The 23,807-nt window shown below is 52.6% G+C and carries 23 protein-coding genes; 8 read left to right on the forward strand and 15 right to left on the reverse strand.

The features are described 5' to 3' along the window. Positions 1 to 245: 245 nt before the first annotated feature. The 3 genes from marR to marB are packed head-to-tail and all read left to right on the forward strand — an operon-like array spanning position 246 to position 1,331. Positions 246 to 680 (forward strand): multiple antibiotic resistance transcriptional regulator MarR, encoded by a 435-nt coding sequence (gene marR, locus OGX80_RS22195; RefSeq protein WP_012132424.1) that lies wholly within the window; start codon positions 246 to 248, stop codon positions 678 to 680. 18 nt (positions 681 to 698) lie between these two features. After that, positions 699 to 1,082: an MDR efflux pump AcrAB transcriptional activator MarA gene (marA, locus tag OGX80_RS22200; protein ID WP_024130339.1), complete on the forward strand. Its 384-nt coding sequence runs from the start codon at positions 699 to 701 to the stop codon at positions 1,080 to 1,082. 30 nt (positions 1,083 to 1,112) lie between these two features. After that, positions 1,113 to 1,331, forward strand: a complete 219-nt coding sequence (gene marB, locus OGX80_RS22205) for a multiple antibiotic resistance protein MarB (RefSeq protein WP_110494266.1) — start codon at positions 1,113 to 1,115, stop codon at positions 1,329 to 1,331. Between the two features lie 32 nt (positions 1,332 to 1,363). On the opposite strand, the gene eamA is transcribed toward marB, so the two are convergent. Further along, on the reverse strand, positions 1,364 to 2,263 hold the full coding sequence (gene eamA, locus OGX80_RS22210; protein ID WP_115181651.1) for an O-acetylserine/cysteine exporter: 900 nt from the start codon (positions 2,261 to 2,263) through the stop codon (positions 1,364 to 1,366). Between the two features lie 195 nt (positions 2,264 to 2,458). Between eamA and ydeE the strand changes: the two genes are divergently transcribed. Beyond that, a complete protein-coding gene (gene ydeE / locus OGX80_RS22215) occupies positions 2,459 to 3,646 on the forward strand; it encodes an efflux MFS transporter YdeE (RefSeq protein ID WP_115181652.1) in 1,188 nt (395 codons plus the stop codon). Positions 3,647 to 3,692: 46 nt separating this feature from the next. On the opposite strand, the gene urtE is transcribed toward ydeE, so the two are convergent. From urtE to OGX80_RS22245, 6 genes are all read right to left on the reverse strand, one after another. After that, on the reverse strand, positions 3,693 to 4,391 hold the full coding sequence (gene urtE, locus OGX80_RS22220; protein ID WP_012132431.1) for an urea ABC transporter ATP-binding subunit UrtE: 699 nt from the start codon (positions 4,389 to 4,391) through the stop codon (positions 3,693 to 3,695). Between the two features lie 9 nt (positions 4,392 to 4,400). Further along, complete coding sequence (urtD, locus tag OGX80_RS22225; protein WP_024130341.1) at positions 4,401 to 5,198, reverse strand: urea ABC transporter ATP-binding protein UrtD; 798 nt, start codon at positions 5,196 to 5,198, stop codon at positions 4,401 to 4,403. Continuing rightward, complete coding sequence (urtC, locus tag OGX80_RS22230) at positions 5,198 to 6,271, reverse strand: urea ABC transporter permease subunit UrtC (RefSeq protein ID WP_286471496.1); 1,074 nt, start codon at positions 6,269 to 6,271, stop codon at positions 5,198 to 5,200. The genes urtD and urtC overlap by 1 nt, the downstream gene beginning before the upstream one ends. After that, entirely contained in the window at positions 6,271 to 7,845 is a 1,575-nt protein-coding gene (urtB, locus tag OGX80_RS22235; RefSeq protein WP_012132434.1) for an urea ABC transporter permease subunit UrtB, read from the reverse strand. Before urtB ends, urtC begins: the two co-directional genes overlap by 1 nt. 44 nt (positions 7,846 to 7,889) lie before the next feature. Further along, positions 7,890 to 9,161 (reverse strand): urea ABC transporter substrate-binding protein, encoded by a 1,272-nt coding sequence (urtA, locus tag OGX80_RS22240; RefSeq protein WP_049009976.1) that lies wholly within the window; start codon positions 9,159 to 9,161, stop codon positions 7,890 to 7,892. Between the two features lie 263 nt (positions 9,162 to 9,424). After that, positions 9,425 to 10,528 (reverse strand): cobalamin-independent methionine synthase II family protein, encoded by a 1,104-nt coding sequence (locus tag OGX80_RS22245; RefSeq protein ID WP_115181654.1) that lies wholly within the window; start codon positions 10,526 to 10,528, stop codon positions 9,425 to 9,427. Between the two features lie 329 nt (positions 10,529 to 10,857). Between OGX80_RS22245 and mgtS the strand changes: the two genes are divergently transcribed. Next, on the forward strand, positions 10,858 to 10,953 hold the full coding sequence (mgtS, locus tag OGX80_RS22250) for a protein MgtS (protein ID WP_000901367.1): 96 nt from the start codon (positions 10,858 to 10,860) through the stop codon (positions 10,951 to 10,953). Between the two features lie 332 nt (positions 10,954 to 11,285). On the opposite strand, the gene OGX80_RS22255 is transcribed toward mgtS, so the two are convergent. The 3 genes from OGX80_RS22255 to dcp all read right to left on the reverse strand — a co-directional run bounded on the left by OGX80_RS22255 (position 11,286) and on the right by dcp (position 15,783). After that, entirely contained in the window at positions 11,286 to 12,176 is an 891-nt protein-coding gene (locus OGX80_RS22255) for a diguanylate cyclase (RefSeq protein ID WP_115181655.1), read from the reverse strand. Between the two features lie 182 nt (positions 12,177 to 12,358). Then, complete coding sequence (locus OGX80_RS22260) at positions 12,359 to 13,537, reverse strand: serine hydrolase domain-containing protein (protein WP_115181656.1); 1,179 nt, start codon at positions 13,535 to 13,537, stop codon at positions 12,359 to 12,361. 200 nt (positions 13,538 to 13,737) lie between these two features. Beyond that, on the reverse strand, positions 13,738 to 15,783 hold the full coding sequence (dcp, locus tag OGX80_RS22265) for a peptidyl-dipeptidase Dcp (protein ID WP_115181657.1): 2,046 nt from the start codon (positions 15,781 to 15,783) through the stop codon (positions 13,738 to 13,740). A gap of 137 nt (positions 15,784 to 15,920) precedes the next feature. On the opposite strand from dcp, the gene ydfG reads away from it, so the two are divergent. Together ydfG and OGX80_RS22275 are read left to right on the forward strand one after the other, a co-directional pair. After that, positions 15,921 to 16,667, forward strand: a complete 747-nt coding sequence (gene ydfG, locus OGX80_RS22270; RefSeq protein WP_024130344.1) for a bifunctional NADP-dependent 3-hydroxy acid dehydrogenase/3-hydroxypropionate dehydrogenase YdfG — start codon at positions 15,921 to 15,923, stop codon at positions 16,665 to 16,667. 87 nt (positions 16,668 to 16,754) lie between these two features. Continuing rightward, complete coding sequence (locus OGX80_RS22275; protein ID WP_012132443.1) at positions 16,755 to 17,441, forward strand: GntR family transcriptional regulator; 687 nt, start codon at positions 16,755 to 16,757, stop codon at positions 17,439 to 17,441. A gap of 107 nt (positions 17,442 to 17,548) precedes the next feature. Here the strand turns inward: OGX80_RS22275 and OGX80_RS22280 are convergent, their stop codons facing one another. The 5 genes from OGX80_RS22280 to OGX80_RS22300 form a co-directional block, all read right to left on the reverse strand. Further along, a complete protein-coding gene (locus tag OGX80_RS22280) occupies positions 17,549 to 19,021 on the reverse strand; it encodes a mannitol dehydrogenase family protein (RefSeq protein ID WP_115181658.1) in 1,473 nt (490 codons plus the stop codon). 175 nt (positions 19,022 to 19,196) lie between these two features. After that, positions 19,197 to 20,576, reverse strand: a complete 1,380-nt coding sequence (locus OGX80_RS22285; RefSeq protein ID WP_012132446.1) for an MFS transporter — start codon at positions 20,574 to 20,576, stop codon at positions 19,197 to 19,199. 53 nt (positions 20,577 to 20,629) lie between these two features. Continuing rightward, positions 20,630 to 21,649 carry a Zn-dependent oxidoreductase gene (locus OGX80_RS22290; protein WP_115181659.1) on the reverse strand — a complete coding sequence of 340 codons (1,020 nt, stop codon included), beginning with the start codon at positions 21,647 to 21,649 and terminating at the stop codon, positions 20,630 to 20,632. Positions 21,650 to 21,662: 13 nt separating this feature from the next. Continuing rightward, a complete protein-coding gene (gene rspA / locus OGX80_RS22295; RefSeq protein WP_012132448.1) occupies positions 21,663 to 22,877 on the reverse strand; it encodes a starvation-sensing protein RspA in 1,215 nt (404 codons plus the stop codon). Between the two features lie 109 nt (positions 22,878 to 22,986). Continuing rightward, a complete protein-coding gene (locus tag OGX80_RS22300) occupies positions 22,987 to 23,313 on the reverse strand; it encodes a YnfA family protein (RefSeq protein ID WP_024130346.1) in 327 nt (108 codons plus the stop codon). 145 nt (positions 23,314 to 23,458) lie between these two features. Between OGX80_RS22300 and OGX80_RS22305 the strand changes: the two genes are divergently transcribed. Next, the gene (locus OGX80_RS22305; RefSeq protein ID WP_012132450.1) at positions 23,459 to 23,800 is read left to right on the forward strand and encodes a DUF1283 family protein; all 342 of its coding nucleotides are present in this window, start codon (positions 23,459 to 23,461) and stop codon (positions 23,798 to 23,800) included. Positions 23,801 to 23,807: the final 7 nt, after the last annotated feature.

Here is a 23,807-nt window from a genome sequence, read left to right on the forward strand (position 1 = left end):
CATCTCTTCCCCATCAAGCTCGTTGTAAGCGGCAAGTATAAAGGGAAAACGCGGCGTTTCGCCATTAAGCATTCATTATGTCGAATAAGCATAACCAGTAATTATTATTAATAAATTACCCCGTGATGCAGCCCCTGCACTGACGCGTTTTAGCAAATCGTGGCATCCCCTTATTCATTCGATTGACTTATATTTGCCTGGGCAATAGTATCTGCCGTGACTAACTACTTGCCGGGGCAACCATTGTGAAAAGCACCAGTGACCTATTCAACGAAATCATCCCGCTGGGTCGCTTGATCTACATGGTCAATCAGAAAAAAGATCGTCTGTTGAACGACTATCTGTCGCCGCTGGATATCACCGCATCGCAGTTTAAGGTGCTCTGTTCTATCCGTTGCGCGGTATGCATTACCCCGGTCGAGCTGAAGAAAGTGCTGTCTGTCGATCTCGGCGCATTGACGCGCATGCTTGATCGGCTGGTCTGTAAAGGCTGGATCGAAAGACTGCCAAATCCACATGACAAACGCGGCGTGCTGGTAAAACTCACCGAACACGGCGCAGCAATTTGTGAGCAATGTCATCAGTTAGTAGGACAAGACCTGCACCAGGAACTAACAAAAAACTTAACGGCGGATGAAGTGGCAACACTTGAGCTTTTGCTTAAGAAAATCCTGCCGTAAACAGAAAGAGGTATGACGATGTCCAGACGCAATACTGACGCTATTACCATTCATAGCATTTTGGACTGGATCGAAGATAACCTGGAATCGCCGCTCTCACTGGAAAAAGTGTCAGAGCGTTCAGGTTACTCCAAATGGCACCTGCAACGGATGTTTAAAAAAGAGACCGGTCACTCATTAGGCCAGTACATCCGCAGTCGCAAAATGACTGAAATAGCCCAGAAATTAAAAGAAAGTAACGAGCCGATCCTGTACCTGGCGGAACGTTATGGCTTTGAGTCACAGCAGACGCTGACCCGGACATTTAAAAACTATTTCGACGTTCCACCGCATAAGTACCGTATTACCAATATGCATGGCGAATCCCGGTATTTGCATCCACTCAACCATTGTAATTGCTAATCGCCTGTTAATGACGTAATCGAGGAAATCATGAAATCTCTGTCTTCCGCAATGCTGGCTGTGCTGCTTGTTGTCTCTGGCCCAAGCATTGCGGAGCAAACCGCACAACCTGGAACACAAAATAATCGCGATGCGATGGTCATGCCGTCTGCGCATGACCAGTCGCCATTCGATTTCAATCATATGGGTGCGGGAAGCGATAAATCCGACGAATTAGGCGTACCGTATTACAACGGACACAGCCTGTAATTCGTTTTTGCCCCGCCACTGCGGGGCTTTTTTTATCCCCTTACCTGCGCCGTTTTGCGCAGCCGAAAACCAAACACGTTGATGTACAAACCCGCCATAATCAGCACCGCGCCAAGAAACTGTAACCCGGTAAGCGTCTCATTGAGCAACACAGCCGCGCTGGCCAACCCCACAACCGGCACCAGCAAAGACAGCGGCGCCACGCGCCAGGTTTCATAGCGTCCGAGCAACGTTCCCCAGATCCCGTAACCGACAATCGTGGCGACAAACGCCAGATACACCAGCGATAAAATCGTCGTCATATCAATCGCGATCAGGCTCTGAACCATCTGCGCAGAACCGTCCAGAATCAAAGAGGCCAGAAAGAAGGGAATAATCGGGATCAGCGCACTCCAGACCACCAGCGACATCACCGCCGGGCGAGTGGCATGTTGCATGATCTTCTTATTGAAAATATTCCCGCACGCCCAGCAGAATGCCGCCGCCAGCGTTAACATGAACCCGAGCATCGCAATATGTTGCCCATTGAGACTGGCTTCTATCAGCAGCAGAACGCCAAACACCGCCAGCGCGATACCGGCCACCTGTTTGCCCTGCAAACGCTCGCCGAACGCAAACGCGCCCAGTACGATGGTAAAAAACGCCTGCGCCTGTAGCACCAGTGACGCCAGCCCGGCAGGCATTCCGAATTTAATCGCACAAAAGAGAAACGCGAATTGACCAAAACTGATGGTCAGGCCGTAGCCGAGTAACAGCGGCAGCGGGATTTTCGGACGCGCAACGAAGAAGATGGCCGGAAACGCGACCAGCAAAAAACGTAATCCCGCCAGCATCAGCGGCGGCATATTGTGCAGCCCGACTTTGATGACGACAAAGTTAAGCCCCCACACCACCACGACCAGTAATGCCAATAACCCGTCTTTACGCGACATACCACAGCCCCTGCAAATATTAAATTTTTGTAAACAAGTTAAGTTAACGGAAATCATCGCCCCGGAACAGATCATTAATTCAGGTAGGGCGGGACGAGCACTTTCGAACAACATCTCGGGTATACATCACACTTTTGCCGTGCTATTGCTTTAAATCACCAATAAATATAATGAAACGCATTGTCGGGCAGGAAAATGAACACAACGCTGAGACGCTCCACCCTCGCTTTACTCGCCTCATCACTGTTATTGACCATTGGGCGCGGCGCCACGCTTCCGTTCATGACGATCTATCTTAACCGCCAGTACGATCTGAGCGTCGATCTGATCGGCTATGCCATGACGGTAGCGTTAACCATCGGCGTGATTTTCAGCCTGGGTTTCGGCATCCTCGCGGATAAGTTCGATAAAAAGCGCTATATGCTTCTGGCAATTTCGGCGTTCTTGCTGGGCTTTATCGCCATCCCCCTGGTGCACAGCGTCACGCTGGTGGTGCTGCTTTTCGCCCTGATAAACTGCGCCTACTCCGTCTTTGCCACCGTGTTGAAAGCCTGGTTTGCCGACAATCTTTCCGCCACAACCAGGAGCAAAATATTTTCCCTCAACTATACCGTGCTCAATATTGGCTGGACCGTCGGGCCGCCGCTTGGCACCCTGCTGGTCATGCAAAGCATCAACCTGCCGTTCTGGCTTGCGGCCATTTGCTCTGCTTTCCCGCTGGTGTTTATCCAGACCTGGGTGAAGCGCGCAGAGACGCCCGTTGAAGGAACAACGGCGTCAGTCTGGTCGCCATCGGTGCTGTTACGCGATAAAGCCCTGCTCTGGTTTACCCTCTCGGCCTTCCTGGCGTCATTTGTCAGCGGCGCGTTCGCCTCATGTATTTCCCAGTATGTCATGGTCGTCGCGAACGGTAATTTTGCCGAAAAAGTGGTGGCTGTCGTACTCCCCGTCAACGCGGCGATTGTCGTCAGCCTGCAATATGCCGTAGGCCGTCGGTTAACGACCGCAAATATCAGACCCTTGATGGCGACCGGCACAATCTGTTTTGTGGCTGGGCTGGTTGGTTTTATGATTTCAGGAAACAGCCTGCTGCTCTGGGGGCTCTCCGCCGCCGTATTTACCATTGGCGAGGTTATTTATGCCCCGGGCGAATATATGCTGATCGATAACATTGCTCCGGCGGGGATGAAAGCAAGCTACTTCTCAGCGCAGTCGCTTGGCTGGCTCGGCGCGGCGGTCAACCCGCTGGTCAGCGGCGTGATCCTCACCACCTTGCCCGCCTGGTCCCTGTTTGCGGTGCTGATCGTCACGATTATTCTTGCCTGGACGCTGATGCTAAAAGGGATGCGGGCCAGACCCTGGGGGCAGCCCGCAATGTGCTGACGGCACGCCAGACTGTGCCGGATAACGTCCGGTGCAGTCCCGGAACTCAGATCGCGACCAGACCGCGGACGCCCTCCGCTTCCATATTCTCACCCCTGCCGCTCTGAATAATGCTTCCCCGCGACATCAATAAGTAATGATCCGCCAGTTGGGCGGCAAAATCATAGAACTGCTCCACCAGCAAAATCGCCATATCCCCCTGACGCGCCAGATGTGAAATCACCTGCCCAATCTCTTTGATCACCGACGGCTGTATCCCTTCGGTCGGTTCATCCAGAATTAACAGCTGAGGACGGCAGGCCAGCGCCCGGCCAATTGCCAGCTGCTGCTGTTGCCCCCCGGAGAGATCGCCCCCTCGCCGGTGCTTCATCTCTTTAAGCACCGGAAACAGCGCGTAAATATCATCCGGCACCTGTTTTGCATCGCGGGCGGAAAAACGCGACAGCCCCAACAGCAGGTTTTCCTCTACCGTCAGGCGAGGAAAAATCTCCCGCCCTTGCGGCACATAGGCGACACCGGCCCGCACGCGCTGATGCGGTTTACGCTGGGTGATGTTCTTCCCCTGCCAGATCACATTGCCGGTGCGTGCCGGGATTAACCCCATCAGACACTTCAGTAAGGTGGTTTTTCCCACGCCGTTACGCCCAAGCAAACAGGTTACTTCGCCAATGCGGGCCTCAAAACTTACCCCGCGCAGGATATGACTGCCGCCGTAATATTGATTCAGTTCATTCACCTGTAACATCCGTCCTCCCTATCGCCCGAGGTAAACTTCAATAACCTGTTCATTGGCCTGGACGTCGCGCAGGCTCCCTTCCGCCAGCACGCGCCCCTGATGCAAAACGGTAACATGGTCGGCAATGGTTTCGACAAACCCCATGTCATGCTCCACCACCATCAGCGAGTGTTTCCCCGCCAGAGTGCGAAACAGCTCAGCGGTATACTCCGTTTCCGCGTCCGTCATCCCCGCCGCAGGTTCATCCAGTAGCAGCAGGTGCGGCTCCTGTACCAGCAGCATACCGATTTCCAGAAACTGCTTTTGTCCGTGCGAAAGCAGCCCGGCGCGACGCCCACGCTCCGCGCCCAGGCGCAATAGCCCGAGCATCTCGTCAATGCGATCCCGCTGTTCGCCCGAGAGGCGCGCTCTTAACGTGGCCCAGACGGATTTATCCTCTTTCATCGCCAGTTCCAGATTCTCCTCCACCGTCAGGGCCTCAAACACGGTCGGTTTCTGAAATTTACGCCCAATGCCCTGGCGGGCAATCGCAATAGGATCGAGCGAAGTTAAGTCCGTGGACTGATCGTAAATCGCGCGTCCGCTTTGCGGCCGGGTTTTACCGGTAATCACATCCATTAAGGTGGTTTTTCCGGCGCCATTAGGGCCAATAACGCAGCGCAATTCCCCTACGCCAATGTTCAGGGTTAAATCCGTCAGCGCCTGGAAGCCGTCAAAATTGACGTTGATCCCTTCCAGTTGCAGAACCGGGTCTGTTTGATCGCGAAAACGATCCCCCGGCAACTGGCGGGTAAAAAGTCCGTCATCCGGTTGCATCATTTTTCTCCTTTGCGAAACAGACCAATGACGCCGCGCGGTAAAAACAGCGTAACGCCAATAAAGATCAGGCCGAGAAACAGCTGCCAGTACTCCGGCATAATCACCGTAAACAGACTTTTAGCGCCGTTCACCAGCACTGCGCCAAACACCGGGCCAATTAAGGTGCCGCGCCCGCCCAGCGCGACCCAGATAGCCGCTTCAATAGAGTTGGTCGGCGACATTTCGCTGGGGTTAATGATGCCGACCTGAGGAACGTACAGGGCGCCCGCCAGACCGCACAGAACAGCGGAGAGCGTCCATACCAGCAGTTTGAAGCCACGCGGATCGTACCCACAAAACATCAGGCGATTTTCCGCATCGCGCACGGCGGTCAGAACGCGGCCAAACTTACTGCGTGCAAGGAGATACCCCAGCCACAGCGCCAGCACCAGTAATATGACGGTCGCGAGAAACAGCGCTATGCGCGTGGAGGTCGCCGCAACAGGGAAGCCCAGCAACGTGGTAAACCCCGTAAACCCATTATTGCCGCCAAACCCGGTTTCGTTACGGAAAAACAGCAGCATGCCTGCGAACGTCAGCGCCTGGGTCATAATGGAAAAATAGACGCCTTTGATTTTTGAGCGAAAGGCAAAATAGCCGAACACCAGCGCCAGCAGTCCCGGAACCAGCACGACCAGCAGCATCGCCCAGGCGAAGTGCTGCGTTCCCCACCAGAACCACGGTAATTCACTCCAGGAGAGGAAAGACATAAACGCGGGAAGTCCGTCGCCAGAGGCCTGACGCATCAGATACATTCCCATCGCATACCCGCCCAGCGCGAAGAAAATACCGTGCCCCAGCGACAGCATCCCGGCATACCCCCACACCAGATCCAGCGCCACAGCGACAATGGCGTAACAGAGGATCTTCCCGGCCAGCGTTAACACCCAGACCGGGACAGCCAGCGGGTGTTCCGCAGGCAGCAGCGCCAGAAAAGGCAGAATCAGCAGCGCCGCCAGCAGGCAAAGGCCAAAAACCCGGACAGTACGCGGCGCTCTACGCGCCAGTGTTAATGTCATTGGCATGGTCATTAATCAATAACCCTCCCTTTCAGCGCAAACAATCCCTGAGGCCGTTTCTGGATAAACAGAACGATCGCAATCAGAATGACGATTTTGCCCAGCACCGCGCCCATTTGCGGTTCCAGAATCTTATTGAAGATACCCAACCCAAATGCGGCGGCCACGCTTCCCGCCAGCTGTCCGACGCCACCGAGCACCACCACTAAAAATGAATCAATAATGTATCCCTGACCCAGTTCCGGCCCGACGTTGCCCAGTTGCGACAAGGCCACGCCGCCCAATCCGGCGATACCCGACCCGAGGCCAAACGCCAGCATGTCCACGCGCCCCGTCGGCACGCCGCAACACGCCGCCATACTGCGGTTCTGCGTTACCGCGCGAACGCGCATCCCGAGGCGGGTTTTATTCAGCAATAGCCAGGTGAAAAACAGCACCAGCATGGCGAACCCCAGCACCACGATACGGTTCCAGGGCAATGTCAGGTTGGCATAGACCTGCACCCCGCCAGAAAGCCACGCAGGGTTGGCAACCTCCAGGTTTTGCGCGCCAAAGGTCATGCGTACCAGTTGGATCAGCATCAGGCTAATCCCCCAGGTCGCCAGCAGCGTTTCGAGAGGACGACCATAAAGATGGCGAATAATGCCGCGCTCCAGCGCCATTCCAGTTCCGGCAGCGATCAGGAAGGCAACCGGCAACGCCACAACGGGATAAAACGCCAGCCACTGTGGCATGAACTGCCCCATAAACTGCTGAACCATCCATGTGCTGTACGCGCCAAGCATCAGCATTTCACCGTGCGCCATATTGATTACGCCCAGTAATCCATAGGTGATCGCCAGCCCCAGGGCCGCCAGCAGCAGAATCGATCCCAGCGACAGCCCCATAAATGCCTGCCCCAGGAGATCGCCAATCACCATCCGCTGCGCGATTGCGTTCAGGCTTTCTGTCGCGGCCTCGCGAACACGCGCATCCGGTTCATGTTCAGCATCCGTAAAGGGTTGCAGGCGTGATTGCGTTTCCGGGTCGCCCGACTGCCCCAGTAGGACAATCGCCTGACGCCGGACGTCAGCGGAAGGACTCACCAGTTGCAGGTTAGCCAGCGCAATCTCCAGACGTGATGTCACTTCGCTTTCCGTTTCCTGCGCCAGCCGCTGCTGTAAAAGCGGCAGCATCGCGGGCGTGGCCTCCCGCTGTAACAGGCTGGCGGCAGCGGCTCTTTCCGTGACATTGTCACTTAATAGTTGATGCGTGGCTAACGCCCCACTGACCAGGTTTCGCAGACGGTTAGTCAGACGAACTTTTTTCAGTTCGCCATCGGGTGCGGCGACAGCGCCGAGCGGCAGAACCTGCGTACCCTGCCGAATGAAAGCGTGCTTTGCGCTATCAGTCAGCACATTCTCACGCGCTAATGCGTTCAACAAAGGCAAACGCTGCGCCTCAGGCGTGATGGCCCATTGTTCTAATAACGTCGCCTGTTGCGCCCGGCTGGCGCCAACAAACACATCGGCATCGGTTGCCTGCACGATCCACGGCACCAGCCACGTCATTAGCAACACACCCCGAATAAAGCGCATGGCTTTCATGAAAGTGTTCTCCAGAATGTGCCCTCCCGCAGGAGGGCAAAAGATCAGTTGCTGGCGGTTTTAACAGGCTGGTCTGATTTTTTATCGTTACCGGCGATAAACGGGCTCCAGGGCTGGGCGCGAACCGGTTCGTCGGTTTGCCATACCACATTGAACTGGCCGTTATCTTCAATTTCGCCAATCATGACGGGTTTATGCAGATGGTGGTTGGTGGCGTCCATCGTCAGGGTAAAGCCAGACGGCGCAGCGAAGGATTGCCCCGCCATCGCCTCGCGGACTTTATCGACGTCGGTCGTACCGGCTTTTTCTACTGCCTGCGCCCACATATGCAGGCCCACATAGGTCGCTTCCATCGGATCGTTGGTCACGACGGTGTCGGCATTCGGCAGCTTATGCGCTTTGGCGTATGCCCGGTAATCCGCAACGAATTTCTGGTTAGTGGGGTTGTCGACAGATTCAAAATAGTTCCACGCCGCCAGGTTGCCCACCAGCGGTCTGGTATCGATACCGCGCAACTCCTCTTCACCGACCGAGAATGCCACGACCGGCACGTCTGTCGCTTTTATCCCCTGATTCGCCAGCTCTTTGTAGAACGGAACATTTGAGTCGCCGTTAATGGTGGAGACCACCGCCGTTTTGCCGCCCGCAGAGAATTTTTTGATATTGGCGACGATAGTCTGGTAATCGCTGTGTCCGAACGGGGTATACACCTCTTCAATATCTTTATCCTCGACGCCTTTGGCATGCAGCCAGGCGCGAAGGATCTTATTGGTGGTACGAGGATAGACATAATCGGTTCCCAGCAGGAAAAAGCGTTTCGCGCTGCCGCCGTCTTCACTCATCAGATATTCAACAGCCGGAATAGCCTGCTGATTTGGCGCTGCGCCGGTATAGAAAACATTCGGTGATAACTCTTCCCCTTCGTATTGCACAGGGTAAAACAGCAGCCCGTTTAACTCTTCAAATACCGGCAACACCGATTTACGCGATACCGACGTCCAGCAGCCAAACACGACCGCGACTTTATCCTGGCTCAGCAGCTGACGCGATTTCTCTGCAAACAACGGCCAGTTTGAGGCCGGGTCAACCACCACCGGTTCCAGCTTTTTGCCCAGCACGCCGCCTTTAGCATTGATCTCATCAATCGTCATCAACGCCATATCTTTAAGCGGGGTTTCCGAAATGGCCATCGTGCCGGATAGCGAATGCATGATGCCGACCTTAATCGTATCGGCCGCCTGAACGCTAAAGCTCAGCCCCATCGCAACCACCGAGGCGGACAGTGCAAAGGCTTTTAATAATGTACGACGCTGCATAGTTTCACTCCTGAAATTAAGCTTGCTGGAAGTCCCGGTGCAACCGGACGGGCAAATGGTGCAAATTAAGGATGTTCAGAAGTGATAAGGCAAAATCGGTGCCAGATTTTTAAATGTCTATAAATATCAATTTATTAACCGGCAACAGGGCTGAAACAAGAAAATCGGAAACCACAAGGCGGGAAATACAACGAGGAAAATGATCCAGAATGAAACAGCGTTGCATTACGAATGTGCAACGCTGTGTAACAAAGAGAGGAAACTTACCAGACCTGACTGGCGATTTCGGTGATGAGGCGTACTTTGCCCCATTGCTGGGCCTCCGTCAGCGTATTCCCCTCTTCCGTGGAGGCAAATCCGCACTGTGGGCTAAGGCAGATCTGCTCTTTTGCGACATAGCGCTCTGCCTCCTGCAAGCGGGCTTTCACCCCTTCCGGGTTTTCCAGCTCGCCGTTTTTCGTGGTCACCAGACCCAGAACCACCTGCTGACGTCCGGGCCGAACAAAGCGCAGCGGCGCGAAATCACCGGAGCGATCGTTATCATATTCCAGGAAAAACGCATCAACGTTCACCGTGCCGAACAACACTTCCGCCACCGGTTCATAGCCCCCTTCAGAGATCCACGTCGAACGGAAATTTCCCCTGCAAACATGCAGCCCGACCGTCAGATCGGCTGGTTTATCCTCCAGCGCACGGTTAATCACGCGGGCATAAATCTGCGCCAGCTCGTCAGGATCGTCACCCCGCTCACGAATCTGCTGGCGTTGCTGGTCGGAGCACAAGTAAGCCCAGACCGTGTCATCCAATTGCAGATAACGACAGCCAGCTTCATAAAAAGCATGAATCGCATCGCGCCAGGTGGTAGCCAAATCATCAAAATAAGCGTCCAGATGCGGATAAACGGTAGCATCGATATCTTTGCGCCCGCCACGGAAATGCAGCACGCTGGGGGATGGAATGGTCATTTTGGGCTCGGCTGCACCGCTAATGCTTTTTAGATAGCGGAAGTCTTCCAGCATAGGGTGATCGCCAAACCCCAGTTTTCCGGTAACGCGCACGCCGTGCGCTTTTGTCTGCACGCCATTAAACTGGATCCCCTTCTCAGCGTCATAGCGTTCAACGCCTTGCAGTCCATCGAAGAAATCAAAATGCCACCAGGCGCGGCGAAACTCGCCATCCGTGACGACATGCAGCCCGCAGGCACACTGCTGCTCCACAACGGTGCGGATAGCGTCATCTTCCACCGTACGCAATTGTTGCGCCGTTATCTCACCGCGTGCGAATCGCAAACGAGCTTGTTTGATCGTGTCCGGGCGTAAAAAACTGCCGACGATGTCTGCGCGAAACGGGGCCTGTTGTTTTTGCATGTGATCTCCTCATTCACCCGGCATTAGTTGCCTGACGTGATAATTTATCATTTGAAGCTTAGACTTCTGGATGGCTATCCGTCTAAAAATGACATGCAACCTGCTCACTGACAACCGAGAAAAATTCATCACCCTTGAAATAAATTCACATTGCCTCATCGTTTTGTGACGCTTTTTCATAGTCTGAAATCCCGTACCGGAAAAATCCTGACGTTAACGTTGAAATAATCACCTAATTCAGCATTTGTTTAGATTTAATCTGCTACTATGGGTGCTCATGAGGTGAATTAAGGTAAGAGAGGAAACACACAAATAAAAGGAGGCATTATATGCTGGGTAATATGAACGTTTTCATGGCCGTTCTGGGAATTATTTTATTTTCTGGTTTTCTGGCCGCGTATTTCAGTCATAAATGGGATGATTAATGAACGGAGATAGCTCCTCACCGACAAGGCCCCTTGTAGCGTAACTGCACAAGGGGCCATTTTTTTACCCGCCCGGCAGACAGACAAAAAAAACCGCCGGATAAACCAGCGGTGAATGCTTGCATGGATAGATTTGTGTTTTTACCTTATGCGTTATCAGGCAATTCCCTGCGCAGATAACGGATCGTTTACCATTCTGACACAGACAATATCAATGAAGGTTAAACAACATAGAACTAAACCAGCAAAACCGACGTTTCGCGCTTCCATCCCTTTGCACACTTATGTCAGTGAATAACCGGTGATGTAAAGAGCGTGCCGTTCGGCTCATGTTACACACGCGTGATTTGCTGATCTTTGCCCATAAACATGCAGCGATTCCTTCCGGTTTGTTTACCCCGGTACATTGCCCTGTCTGCGCGTCCGATGACGACATCCAGCGGTTCTCCCTGCTGCGCTTGGGTAATGCCCGCAGTTACCGTTATCGAAAGTTCTCCATCAGGGTAGTTAATCGGATTATCCGCCACTAGCTGGCAGATACGTAACCCTGCCCGACAGGCCTGCTCATCCGTTTTTGTACGGATGATAATCACAAACTCCTCCCCGCCATAGCGGTAAGGCGTTTCATCGTAGCGCGTCCAGACGGATAAATTCGACGCCAGGGTGCGCAACACGCTATCACCGACCAGATGACCATAGTTGTCATTGACCAATTTAAAGCGGTCAATATCAAAAAGCAGCAAATATAAATTAAGCGGTTGTGCATCAATAAGCTGACGATCGAAAGATTCATCAAGGACTCTGCGCCCGGGTAATCCGGTTAATATATCCATATTACTGCGAATATTGAGAAGATATATTTTGTAGTCCATCACCGCCGAGGTAAATGCTAATAACGCTTCCTGAAAACGGTCAAAATGGTGATCTTCCGAACGTTTTTCCGCGATCGCCCGCAGTAATTCCCGACCTCGTGTATGCATGTGTTCATGAGCAATAATAATCTTGATAACAAAGCCCTTTTCTTCAGGTTCGTGTACCGGATGATTATTTAGCCATTGGCTGAACTGACACAGACAGTGAGAATTGATATCGAAAATATCGGGTTGATTGACATCGCCAGACACTGTGCAACGAAACATTTTCACCAGCCACTGATAGTGGGCATCAATAGACTGGTTCAGATCTAACAAGATGGTATCGATTTCTATCGTTTTTTTAATCATTGCCGCTCCTTGGGCATACATCCTTGATGTACCGTAGTCTAGCGGTACAAAAGCAAATTTATGTCAATTTATTAATAGAAGGCCGAACCAGGAAATGGAGAATCTATAACGCTATGATTTTAAAGTGGTAATAAAGGAAAAAAGTGAATAATCCTGGAATATTTGCAATGCACTTAACATCTTTAATCGCCCTTCCCCTGCTGCGCCAGGCGAGTCAGGATCGTCTGACCGATATAATTACTCCAGTTGAAACTATTTTGCAAAACCACTACCGCGTTACGATTTCTTTTATCAAACCCAATATAGCTGGAATACCCACCAATATATCCGACCTGATAGGTGATCTTTTGCGCAGAAAACTCATCACTCACCCACGCAATATTCGCTGCTTCTTTCTGTCGATAATAATAAGTCTGTGTGGCTTCAGCAAAAGCCTGATCGATGGCCGAAACGGTTGTGGATGTAAAATGCGCGCGGGCATAATTAGCCAGATCGCGGGCGCTACTGTATAAACTGGCCGCCCCCATCATATTTTTGTTAAAAACCCAGTCTGGCGTCAGATGGCCACGGGTAATGAGCTTAGGCTGATCGCCAGCATGGCCCAGCGCTCTTCGCGGGTATGCCTTCAATAAGGTGGGCGTATAACTGCTGTTTGTCATCGCCAGTGGTTCAAATATCATGCGTTGCGCCAGCGCCTGGATCGGCTCTCCCGTTCTGCGCTGCAAAATATACCCCAGGATGGCGTAGCCGATGTTGGAATACTGCGGAACGCGCGCGTCCGGCGCAGTAAAATCACTGAGATAACCCAGCACGGCGTCGCTGTCCAGTTGCGTATAAAAGTTCTCGCCGTTACTGAAATAGCGCATTAAGTTTTCCAGCGTCAGCAAATCCATAGGCTGCCGGGGTAAACCGGAAGTGTGAGTCACCAACTGGAGGAGCGTAATATTTTTGGCGTCAGGGCTTAAAGGCGTATTCTGTGGAAGCAACGTTTCCAGTGTATCCGTCCAGTTAAACACACTTTCATCCACCAGCATCGTTGTCACTTCTGCCGTCACGCCTTTACTCAGCGAGCCTAAAGCGAACAGCGTATCTGGCGTGATGGGATAACGATTTTTATCATCGGTTATCCCGTAACTGTGAAATTCTGCCGGGCCATTACTCTGAATAACAGCAACAACGACGCCAGTCACCTCTTTTTCCCGCATATATTGCCGAATCATCGGATCAATACCGCGCCCGTAGTATCCCACCACAACTTGCGTGCTTTTTTGCGCAGGCATATCCAGCTGTGAAAGCGTACTGTTGCCACACCCGATGAGCACAAATAAGGATACGCAGAGCATCTGGTGTTTAATTTTCATTGTTCGCATCAGTTCTGATTCACAGACACAACAGGTTTTTTCTCAAACAAAGAGAAAAGCGGAAGATAATACGAACACATGAAAACAGGGGCCCCGGATAAAAAGAAGCCCGCATTGTACACCAGTATCCCGGCAGCTTACTTAATATTGACAAAAAATCAGAGCGTTGCCTGATAAACATTCAGGCAGCGCCCTTACGCTTAGCGGTCTAAACCCCGGTGTTTTAACATGGGTTCGATACGCGGTTCATGACCCCGCCACGCCGGGTAAAGACGTTCCAGGTCCGTACTGTTGCCGCGTGACAAGATGGCATCACGGAAACGCTGTCCGTTCTCACGCGTTAACCCTCCCTGTTCAACAAACCACTGGTAGCCGTCGTCCGCCAGCATTTGCGTCCACAAATAGGAGTAATAGCCTGCCGCATACCCGCCACCGAAAATATGGGCGAAATAGCTGCTCCGGTAGCGCGGCGGCACTGCCGGAAGATCGAGTTCTTCCGCCGCCAGCGCCTGCTGTTCAAAGAGATCGACCGACTGCGATGCCGAAAAGGTTTCAAGACTGTGCCAGCGCATATCCAGCAATGCGGCGCTGAGCAGTTCCGTCATGTCATAGCCTTTATTAAACAGGCTCGCCCGCCGCATTTTTTCCTGCAACGCTTCAGGCATTTTTTCACCCGTCCCGACGTGGCGCGCATAGCGTTCGAACACCTGCGGATGACTCGCCCAGTGCTCATTAATCTGCGAAGGAAATTCGACAAAATCGCGCGGGGTGTTCGTCCCCGACAGCGTCGCATAGCGCTGTGTCGCAAACAGGCCGTGCAGCGTATGACCAAATTCATGGAACAAGGTGATCACATCATCCCAAAGCAGCAATGCGGGCTGCCCTGCCGCTGGCTTCTGGTAATTACAGACGTTGTAGATAACCGGTCTGGTTTCGTTAAGCGTGGATTGTTCAATAAAATTGCCCATCCATGCGCCGCCGCTTTTTGACTCGCGGGCAAAGAAATCACCATAAAACAACGCCAGACCGACGCCATCATGATCGAAAATTTCCCAGATGCGCACATCAGGATGGTAAACCGGGATATCAAAGCGCTCGATAAATTTAATGCCGAACAGCTGGTTTGCCGTCCAGAACACGCCGTCGTTCAGTACCGTATCTAACGCAAAGTAAGGTTTGAGCTGCGCTTCATCCAGCGCGTATTTTCCACGGCGTACCTGCTCAGCATAGTACGCCCAGTCCCACGCCTGGGTCGTGAATCCTCCCTGCTCATCATCGATCACTTTCTGGATCTCAGCCTGCTCATCCAGCGCGCGCTGACGCGCGGCCGGAACAATGGCGCGCATAAAAGCGAGCGCCGCGTCAGGCGTTTTCGCCATCTGATCGGCGGTTTTCCAGGCGGCATAACTGGCAAACCCGAGTAATGTTGCCTGCCGGGTACGGATGTCCACCAGACGCTGAACAATCGCACGCGTGTCGTTGGCGTCGTTCTTTTCCGCACGAGTCCATGCGGCGTTAAACAGATTTTCACGGGTCTGGCGATCGCGTAAAACGGCCAGTGTCGGTTGTTGTGTGGTATTGAGAAGCGGAATAAGCCAGCGATCCGCCAGCCCTTTTTCTCTGGCGGCATCAGCGGCAAGAGCGACCTCCTCCTGACTCAATCCGTCCAGTTGATGGCGATAATCAACCACCATCCCACCGGATTTATTCGCCGCCAACAGCCGCTGATTAAACTGGCTGGTCAGCGTGGCGGATTCGGTATTCAGGCTCCTGAGCTGCGCTTTATCGTCATCGCCAAGCTGCGCGCCGGAAAGTACAAAACGCTGGTGGATAATCTCCACAAGACGCAACGACTCGGCATCCAGCGCCAGCGTCTCCCGCTGTCGCCAGACCGCATCCACACGCGCAAAGAGCGTACTGTTGAGATAAATATCATTTGCCAGCGCCGCCAGTTCAGCGGAAAAGGCTTCATCAAGGCGCTGTAATTCGTCATTGGTATGCGCCGCTGTCATGGCGAAAAACACGCTTGTCACACGGGTGAGCAACGCGCCGCTTTGCTCCAGCGCCAGATACGTGTTCTCAAAATCAGGCTCCTGCGGGTTTTGGACAATCGCATCAATTTCAGCGCGCTTTTGCCGCATCCCTTCGTCAAACGCCGGGCGGTAATGGCTATCTTCAATCAGATCAAAACGCGGGGCCTGGTAAAGCAATACGCTCTGGCTAAAGAATGGATTCGTTAACGACATTTTTCACTCCTGCAAACGATTTGTTCATTAGAGTAGGTCCCCCTTGAAATGACCGCAATCCCATTAACGAGGATTACCCCTGAACAGAGATGGCGTGCTATGGTAATACAACACAAAAAGCGTTGAGGAACAGTGAGATGATCGTTTTAGTCACCGGTGCGACCGCAGGTTTCGGCGAATGCATTACACGTCGTTTTATTGAGAATGGACACAAAGTGATTGCCACTGGCCGTCGCCAGGAACGCCTGCAAGAACTGAAAGATGAGCTGGGCGACAATCTGTTTATCGCTCGTTTAGATGTGCGTAACCGTGCATCCATTGAAGATATGCTGGCGTCATTACCCGCAGAGTGGCGCAACATTGATGTGCTGGTCAACAACGCCGGGCTGGCGCTGGGGCTTGAGCCCGCGCATAAAGCCAGCGTGGAAGACTGGGAAACCATGATCGACACGAACAACAAAGGTCTTATTTACATGACCCGCGCGGTTCTGCCTGGCATGGTGGAGCGCAATCGCGGCCACATCATCAATATTGGCTCTACCGCAGGTAGCTGGCCATACGCGGGTGGCAACGTATATGGCGCAACCAAAGCGTTTGTGCGCCAGTTCAGTCTGAATCTGCGCACGGATTTACACGGTACGGCAGTACGCGTTACCGATATTGAACCCGGTCTGGTCGGCGGCACGGAGTTTTCTAACGTCCGCTTTAAAGGCGATGACGACAAAGCGGGTAAAACCTACGAGAACACAACCGCGCTCACGCCGGATGATGTCACAGAAGCGGTATGGTGGGTCGCTAATCTGCCTGCGCATGTGAACATTAATACGCTGGAAATGATGCCGGTTACGCAGTCTTTTGCCGGACTGAGCGTTCATCGGGGTTAATTTTTATACCCGGCCTACGGGTCGGGTATAGATAGTGACAAAAAAGTGGTAGAGTACTCTGGTTAACTCTCTAAAAAGTAAGAACGAATGACCGTCGAAACCCAACTCAATCCTACGCAGCCTGTAAATCAGCAAATTTACCGCATTCTCCGACGTGACATCGTGCACTGTCTGATTGCGCCAGGCACACCGCTTTCCGAGAAAGAGGTTTCCGTGCGCTTTAACGTGTCGCGCCAGCCTGTACGTGAAGCGTTTATTAAGCTGGCGGAAAACGGTTTGATTCAAATCCGCCCTCAGCGCGGCAGCTATGTGAATAAGATTTCATTATCGCAGGTGCAGAATGGGTGTTTTGTCCGACAGGCCATCGAATGTGCGGTCGTTCGTCGCGCGGCGTTGATGATCACCGACAGCCAGTGCTATCAGCTGGAGCAGAACCTTCACCAGCAGCGGATCGCCATTGACCGCAAGCAACTCAACGATTTCTTCCAGCTTGATGATGAATTTCACCAGAAACTGGCATTAATTGCCGATTGCCAGCTGGCGTGGGATACGGTTGAAAATATTAAAGCCACCATTGACCGCGTGCGTTATATGAGTCTGGATCATGTGTCGCCGCCTGAAATGTTGCTGCGCCAGCATCATGATATTTTTGCCGCCCTGGAAAAGCATGACGCCGACGCGGTGGAACGCGCAATGACTGTGCATCTACAGGAGATTGGCGAGTCCGTTCAGCTTATCCGCCAGGAAAACAGCGACTGGTTCAGCGAAGAGTGATCCCGCTGACAAACAAGCCGGATGGCGGCGTAACCGCCTTATCCGGCCTACAATAGTCAATGATGTTGAACGTTGCAGGCCTTATCCGGCCTACAACCATGCAGAGATTATGCTGATGCGATATTCGCCGCATATTTTGCAACGGTTGCTTTCGCACCGTTGGCAAGCAGCGACAGATACGCTTCTTTCACCTTATTCGTAAACAGCTCAACGTGCGGCAATTCGTTACCGAAAATCGCATCAATGGCCAGCAGCGCCTGAACGCGACGTTCCCCTTCTTCACTGCCCTGAACCGCTTGCTGAATAACCGGCAGCAGCGGATCGCTAATTTCAATCGGATTCCCCTGCTCATCAACGCCGCCAACGTAACGCATCCAGCCCGCCACGCCTAAGGCCAGCAGGTCGAAACGGCTGTTATGCGCGATATGCCAGCGAACGGAGTCCAGCATACGCTGCGGCAGTTTCTGGCTACCGTCCATCGCAATTTGCCAGGTACGGTGACGCAACGCCGGGTTGCTATAGCGCGCGATCAGCAAATCGGCATAACGCTTCAGATCCACCCCCTTCACTTTCAGCGTCGGCGCCTGTTCCTGCAACATCAACGCATGCGCGGCCAGGCGGTAATTTTCATCTTCCATGCAGTCATTAATGTGCTGATAGCCCGCCAGATACCCGAGGTACGCCAGGAATGAGTGACTGCCATTAAGCATACGCAGTTTCATCTCTTCGAACGGGATAACATCTGCCACCAGTTCAGCGCCCGCTTTTTCCCATTCAGGGCGACCCGCGACAAAATTATCCTCAATCACCCACTGGCGGAACGGTTCACACGCCACACCCGCAGGGTCGCGTACGCCGGTTAACTGTTCGATCTTATCCAGCGTGTCAGCCGTCACCGCCGGTACAATACGATCAACCATCGTGGACGGGAACGTCACATGTTGCTCAATCCACGCGGCCAGCTCTGCATCTACCGCACGGGCATAGGCAGTAACTACATTGCGCATGACGTGTCCATTTTCAGGCATGTTATCGCAGGACATCACGGTAAATGGCGCCAGGCCAGCCGCTTTACGACGCGCCAGCGCTTCCACCACCACGCCAGGCGCGGATTTCGGCTGCTGCGGGTTTTGCAGATCGGCGGCGATCATCGGGTGATCCAGCATCAACTGACCGGTCGCCGGAGAGTGGCAGTACCCTTTTTCTGTAATCGTCAGGGAAACAATCGCCACCTGCGGCTCGCACATGGCAGCCAGGACGGTTTCCAGACCGTCAACCTGCGCGTGCAGCGCGTTTTTTACCACCCCAACAACCCTTGCGGTCCAGGCATCCGCTGACATTTCCGCCACGGTATACAGGTTGTCTTGCTGTTTCAGGTCGGCAATCTGCTGCTCGCCGCCAATCAGGTTGACTTCACAATATCCCCAGTCGCTGTTGTGTTCCGCCGCGAGGATATCCGCGTAGACACCCTGATGCGCGCGATGGAATGCGCCAAAGCCCAAATGCACAATGCGAGGAACCAGTCTGGCGCGATCGTAATGAGGAAGCGAAGCCTTAGCCGTTAAGAGCTTGTTTTGCATGGTATGACCTATTGTATGAATGAATTCAGGACTGTCTCAGAGTAACGCCTGTAGGGTTGTATGATTTGATTTGAATTAAGCTTTTTGCAATTGGTATGACATCATTTTAAAGTTATGTGACAACATGACCGAAATTCAACATTCCCTGTCCATTCCGGTCATGCCCTGTGCGACGTTACCCTACCTGCGTTGCCGAACCCTGAACGCTACTTGCCGCCTTTAGGTCCGCTGCATCCTCCAGCACGCTCAGATCGCGATCTCTCACTTCCGGCATCAAAATCGCTGAAATTAAGCCGATAAGAGAATAGGCAATGATCATCGCTAATATAGGCAACCAGGAATCGGTCATATTACAGAAAATACCTGCCAGTACAGGACCAAATCCAACGGCGACTAAGCCACCGGCTTCTTTTGAAATCGCCATCCGGGTAAAGCGATTACGCGAACCAAACATCTCGGCCATCGTAATGTTTTCCAGCGCGAAGAGACCCAGCACGGCAAAGTTATGAATAACAATAAGCGCGGTCATAATCACGCCGGGGCTATAGGTTTTATCCACGATGATAGACAACATCGGGTACGCAAGAATAATCGCAGATATATTCAATAAAATATAAGGTAGGCGGCGACCATATTTATCAGATAACCACCCCAAAAGTGGAATAGTAATAAAACCAATGACAGAGCTAATCATTAACGCGTCGGTAGGAATCGCCTTATTGAATAATAACGTCTGCACTAAATATCCTGCAAGGAATGTCTGAATTAATCCAGAATTGCCCGCCTGACCGAAACGTAAACCGGTTGCCAGCCAGAAGGATTTACTGCTAAACATGGCACCCAATGTGTTTTCTGATGCGTTGTTTAACGCCGGCGCATTTTCGCTTTCATTGACCTTTTCAAATACCGGGCTTTCTTTGAGGTTCATACGCAGCCAGATAGCGAAGATCATGACAACAACGCTCGCCAGGAATGGGATACGCCATCCCCAGGCCAGAAGCTGTTCTCTGTCAAGTGCAAAGAACATCACCGCCCAGATTGCCGTTGCGCTCAGCGTACCGCAGTTTGTTCCCATTGCGACAAGCGAGGAAATAATGCCGCGTTTCCCTTTAGGCGCATACTCAGCCAGCATCGTTCCTGCCCCGGAGATCTCCGCCCCGGCGCCTAACCCCTGAACAATACGTAACGTCACCAGTAAAACAGGCGCAAATATACCAATTTGCGCATAGGTCGGCAGAACCCCAATGAGGGTTGTACAAATCCCCATCATGGTGATAGTGATAAACAAGACTTTTTTACGCCCAATACTATCGCCCATTTTGCCGAAAATAAACGCGCCGACAATACGTGCGATATATCCTGCGCCATAGGTTCCCATCGCCAGAATAAGCGCCATTGCGGCGGACTGTTCCGGGAAAAATATTTCATGGAAAACTAATGCAGCGCCCAGAGAATATAACTGGAAATCCATAAATTCAAGGGCGGTTCCCAGCCAACCGGATACGGCGGCTCTGATTAAATCTTTTGTTGACCGTTCATGTTTTTGTTGAGTCATATTGGCAATCTCTAAGAGGTAAGATGCGTACCACTCTCTCGCATTTATTAATATTATTCAGAGAATGTGAGTAAAACCTTGCAGCAGTGCCGCTGGTCTTTCTCGAACAATTCAATCGCGTCAGTGACATGGTGATAATTAAACGTATGCGTGACGAGCTTATCGGGATCGATCAGACCTTTTTCCAGCCAGCCAATAACGACCGGGAATTTATTCGCATTCAAACGGGAGGAATAAATTGACAGCTCCTTGCCGGTAATCCCCTGCTGCACAATCTGGCAAGGATCGCTGGAGAACCCCATCAGTACAATGCGCGCGGCGGGCGACGCCAGCGAGATAGCTTCTTGTAAAATGGACGGATGACACGCCGCATCGACGATCAGCGTCGGTTTTAACCCTTTTTCATCCAGGAAATCTTGCAGAGATTGCTGTCCATTATTGATAACCCAGTCGGCGCCGCTTTCTTTCGCCATCTCCAGTCGTTCATCAATACGATCGGCAACAATCACCTCTTTAACGTTATAAACGCCCTTCAGCGCCTGAACCGTCGTCAGTCCCATCGGCCCTGCGCCATAAATCAGCGCAATATCGTTCTCTGTCGGATTAACCTGCCCGGTGACGTTCGCCGCAATGGTGAAAGGTTCAACCATCACCGCGTGCTTATCAGCAATGGCATCCGGGATCGTAAACGCGTTTTTCGCCGGAACGACCGCATATTCACTAAATCCGCCGTCGCGGTGTACGCCCAGAACAACCAGCGAGGTACATACATTGGGCTTGCCTATTGAACAGGGATAGCAATGCCCGCAACTGATGACGGGATCGACCGATACGCGTTCCCCCATTCTGGCGTGGCTAACACCTTCGCCTACGGCGTCAATCACACCAAAAAATTCATGCCCGATAACACGCGGATACTTTGCAAAAGGATTATGCCCACGATAGATATGGCTATCAGAACCGCAGATCCCCGCCAGTTTCACTTTAACCCGAACGTCCCCGGCCGCAGGCTCAGGGATAGGACGCTCCGCTAAAACCAGCGTGTCAGGTTTTTCAATCACTATACTTTTCATGTCATATCACTCCTTACCAGTTCCACAACGTGCCATCTTCCAGACGGGCGACCGGCAAATACGCAGGGTCATACGGATATTTCGCCGCCAGTTTTTCATCAAACTCAATACCAAGACCCGGCTTGTCGCCTGGGTGCATATAGCCGTTATCGAACGTCCAGCTATGCGGGAAGACATCAAGCATTTGTTCGGAGTACCCCATGTATTCCTGAACGCCAAAGTTAGGCACCCACAGATCAAAGTGAAGCGCTGCGGCCATGCAAACCGGCGACAAATCAGAAGGCCCATGAGACCCCGTGCGCACCTGGTAAAGCGAGGCAAAATCCGCAATGCGGCGCATCCCCGTAATGCCGCCGGCATGGGTAATGGTGGTGCGGATATAGTCAATCAGTTGCTCTTCAATGAGCTGCTTGCAGTCCCAGATGCTGTTGAACACTTCCCCGACGGCAATCGGCGTCACCGTATGCTGACGAATCAGACGGAAGCATTCCTGGTTTTCCGCAGGCGTCGGGTCTTCCATCCAGAACAGACGATAATCCTCAACGCGCTTACCAAAACGGGCGGCTTCAATCGGCGTCAGGCGGTGGTGCATGTCGTGAAGCAAATGCTCTTCAAAACCAAATTCAGCACGTACGGCGTCAAACAGTTTCGGCGTGAAATCGAGGTATTTCTCGGTTGACCAGAGTTGCTCTTCCGGCCACTGGCCTTTCGTAGCGGGTTCGTAGGCCAGACCTTTGCCTTTAGACATGCCGTAGGTGGTTTTCATACCCGGCACGCCGCACTGCACGCGAATCGCTTTAAACCCCATCTCTTTGTGACGCGCATAATCTTCCAGCACATCATCAATGGTGTGACCCGTCGTGTGGCAATAGACCATCACGCCTTCGCGGGATGCGCCGCCCAGCAACTGATACAGCGGCATGTTGGCGGCTTTCGCTTTGATATCCCACAGCGCCATGTCAACGGCTGAAATGGCAGACATCGTGACCGGCCCGCGACGCCAGTAGGCGCCTTTATAAAAGAACTGCCAGATATCTTCGATACGGTGCGCATCGCGGCCAATAAGCTGCGGGCAAAGGTGATCTTTCAGATAGGATGCCACCGACAGCTCACGGCCATTCAGGGTAGCGTCGCCCAGGCCGGTGATACCGTCCTCGGTGGTGATTTTCAGCGTGACAAAGTTACGTCCCGGACATGTGACAAAAACTTCAGCCCCTACAATCTTCATTGTTGTTCCTTACATCTCTTCTGTGCGATGCAGGAAATTTATACACCTGAACTACTACCATACAAGTATAATGATCAAAAAATCGCTCATCGATCACAAAATAAGGCGCTTAAGCGCGCCCCCACCCGGCAACGATAATCAGCATTCCACAGAGTGCGATCAGTGCGCCTGACCAGTCATAAAGACTGAGTCTGACGCCGTCAACAAAGCGTAACCATAACAGCGCAGTACAGACATAGACCCCGCCATAAGCCGCATAGACGCGGCCGCTGGCGGCCGGATGCAACGTCAGCAGCCAGACGAATAACGCCAGTGAGACTCCCGCCGGAACCAGCAGCCAGGCCGTCGCGCCCCGCTTCAACCATAGCCAGGGCAGAAAACAGCCCACGATTTCGCACAGTGCGGTCATGAAAAAAAGAAGTGTTGTTTTTAGCATCATCATCATTGCGTTACGTCAGGTTTAAGCATGATACGCCAGAATAGCGCCTTCGTATCCATACCCGCAGGATGGGTATGCCCTGCGCCAGGAATGGTGTAGAATTTAAACAAGTTTTATCCCTCTATCATGAAAGGAATTAACCATGAACAATACACTTAGCAAACGCCTGTGCCTGACGGCAATGCTTGCGCTGGGTGCTGTCGTGTATACCACCTCCGCATTCGCGAATACCAGCAAACTGATCATTGAATCTGGAGACAGCGCGCAAAGCCGCCAACACGCAGCCATGGAAAAGGAACAATGGAATGATACCCGCAGCCTGCGCCAGAAAGTGAACACGCGCACGGAGAAAGAGTGGGACAAAGCCGACGCCGCGTTTGATAACCGCGACAAGTGCGAGCAGAGCGCCAACCTTAACGCGTACTGGGAACCGAATACGCTGCGTTGCCTGGATCGTCGTACTGGCCGTACCGTTGCGCCATAACAGTGCG

Source organism: Citrobacter sp. CK194 (assembly GCF_030333395.1).
GTDB classification, from domain to species: Bacteria; Pseudomonadota; Gammaproteobacteria; order Enterobacterales; family Enterobacteriaceae; genus Citrobacter_B; species Citrobacter_B koseri.

Bases quoted from the DNA above. Each gene is read 5' to 3' on its own strand.
- marA (WP_024130339.1), top strand. From the start codon at position 699: ATGTCCAGACGCAATACTGACGCTATTACCATTCATAGCATTTTGGAC.
- marB (WP_110494266.1), top strand. From the start codon at position 1,113: ATGAAATCTCTGTCTTCCGCAATGCTGGCTGTGCTGCTTGTTGTCTCT.
- eamA (WP_115181651.1), bottom strand. From the start codon at position 2,263: ATGTCGCGTAAAGACGGGTTATTGGCATTACTGGTCGTGGTGGTGTGG.
- ydeE (WP_115181652.1), top strand. From the start codon at position 2,459: ATGAACACAACGCTGAGACGCTCCACCCTCGCTTTACTCGCCTCATCA.
- urtE (WP_012132431.1), bottom strand. From the start codon at position 4,391: ATGTTACAGGTGAATGAACTGAATCAATATTACGGCGGCAGTCATATC.
- urtD (WP_024130341.1), bottom strand. From the start codon at position 5,198: ATGCAACCGGATGACGGACTTTTTACCCGCCAGTTGCCGGGGGATCGT.
- urtC (WP_286471496.1), bottom strand. From the start codon at position 6,271: ATGACCATGCCAATGACATTAACACTGGCGCGTAGAGCGCCGCGTACT.
- urtB (WP_012132434.1), bottom strand. From the start codon at position 7,845: ATGAAAGCCATGCGCTTTATTCGGGGTGTGTTGCTAATGACGTGGCTG.
- urtA (WP_049009976.1), bottom strand. From the start codon at position 9,161: ATGCAGCGTCGTACATTATTAAAAGCCTTTGCACTGTCCGCCTCGGTG.
- OGX80_RS22245 (WP_115181654.1), bottom strand. From the start codon at position 10,528: ATGCAAAAACAACAGGCCCCGTTTCGCGCAGACATCGTCGGCAGTTTT.
- mgtS (WP_000901367.1), top strand. From the start codon at position 10,858: ATGCTGGGTAATATGAACGTTTTCATGGCCGTTCTGGGAATTATTTTA.
- OGX80_RS22255 (WP_115181655.1), bottom strand. From the start codon at position 12,176: ATGATTAAAAAAACGATAGAAATCGATACCATCTTGTTAGATCTGAAC.
- OGX80_RS22260 (WP_115181656.1), bottom strand. From the start codon at position 13,537: ATGAAAATTAAACACCAGATGCTCTGCGTATCCTTATTTGTGCTCATC.
- dcp (WP_115181657.1), bottom strand. From the start codon at position 15,783: ATGTCGTTAACGAATCCATTCTTTAGCCAGAGCGTATTGCTTTACCAG.
- ydfG (WP_024130344.1), top strand. From the start codon at position 15,921: ATGATCGTTTTAGTCACCGGTGCGACCGCAGGTTTCGGCGAATGCATT.
- OGX80_RS22275 (WP_012132443.1), top strand. From the start codon at position 16,755: ATGACCGTCGAAACCCAACTCAATCCTACGCAGCCTGTAAATCAGCAA.
- OGX80_RS22280 (WP_115181658.1), bottom strand. From the start codon at position 19,021: ATGCAAAACAAGCTCTTAACGGCTAAGGCTTCGCTTCCTCATTACGAT.
- OGX80_RS22285 (WP_012132446.1), bottom strand. From the start codon at position 20,576: ATGACTCAACAAAAACATGAACGGTCAACAAAAGATTTAATCAGAGCC.
- OGX80_RS22290 (WP_115181659.1), bottom strand. From the start codon at position 21,649: ATGAAAAGTATAGTGATTGAAAAACCTGACACGCTGGTTTTAGCGGAG.
- rspA (WP_012132448.1), bottom strand. From the start codon at position 22,877: ATGAAGATTGTAGGGGCTGAAGTTTTTGTCACATGTCCGGGACGTAAC.
- OGX80_RS22300 (WP_024130346.1), bottom strand. From the start codon at position 23,313: ATGCTAAAAACAACACTTCTTTTTTTCATGACCGCACTGTGCGAAATC.
- OGX80_RS22305 (WP_012132450.1), top strand. From the start codon at position 23,459: ATGAACAATACACTTAGCAAACGCCTGTGCCTGACGGCAATGCTTGCG.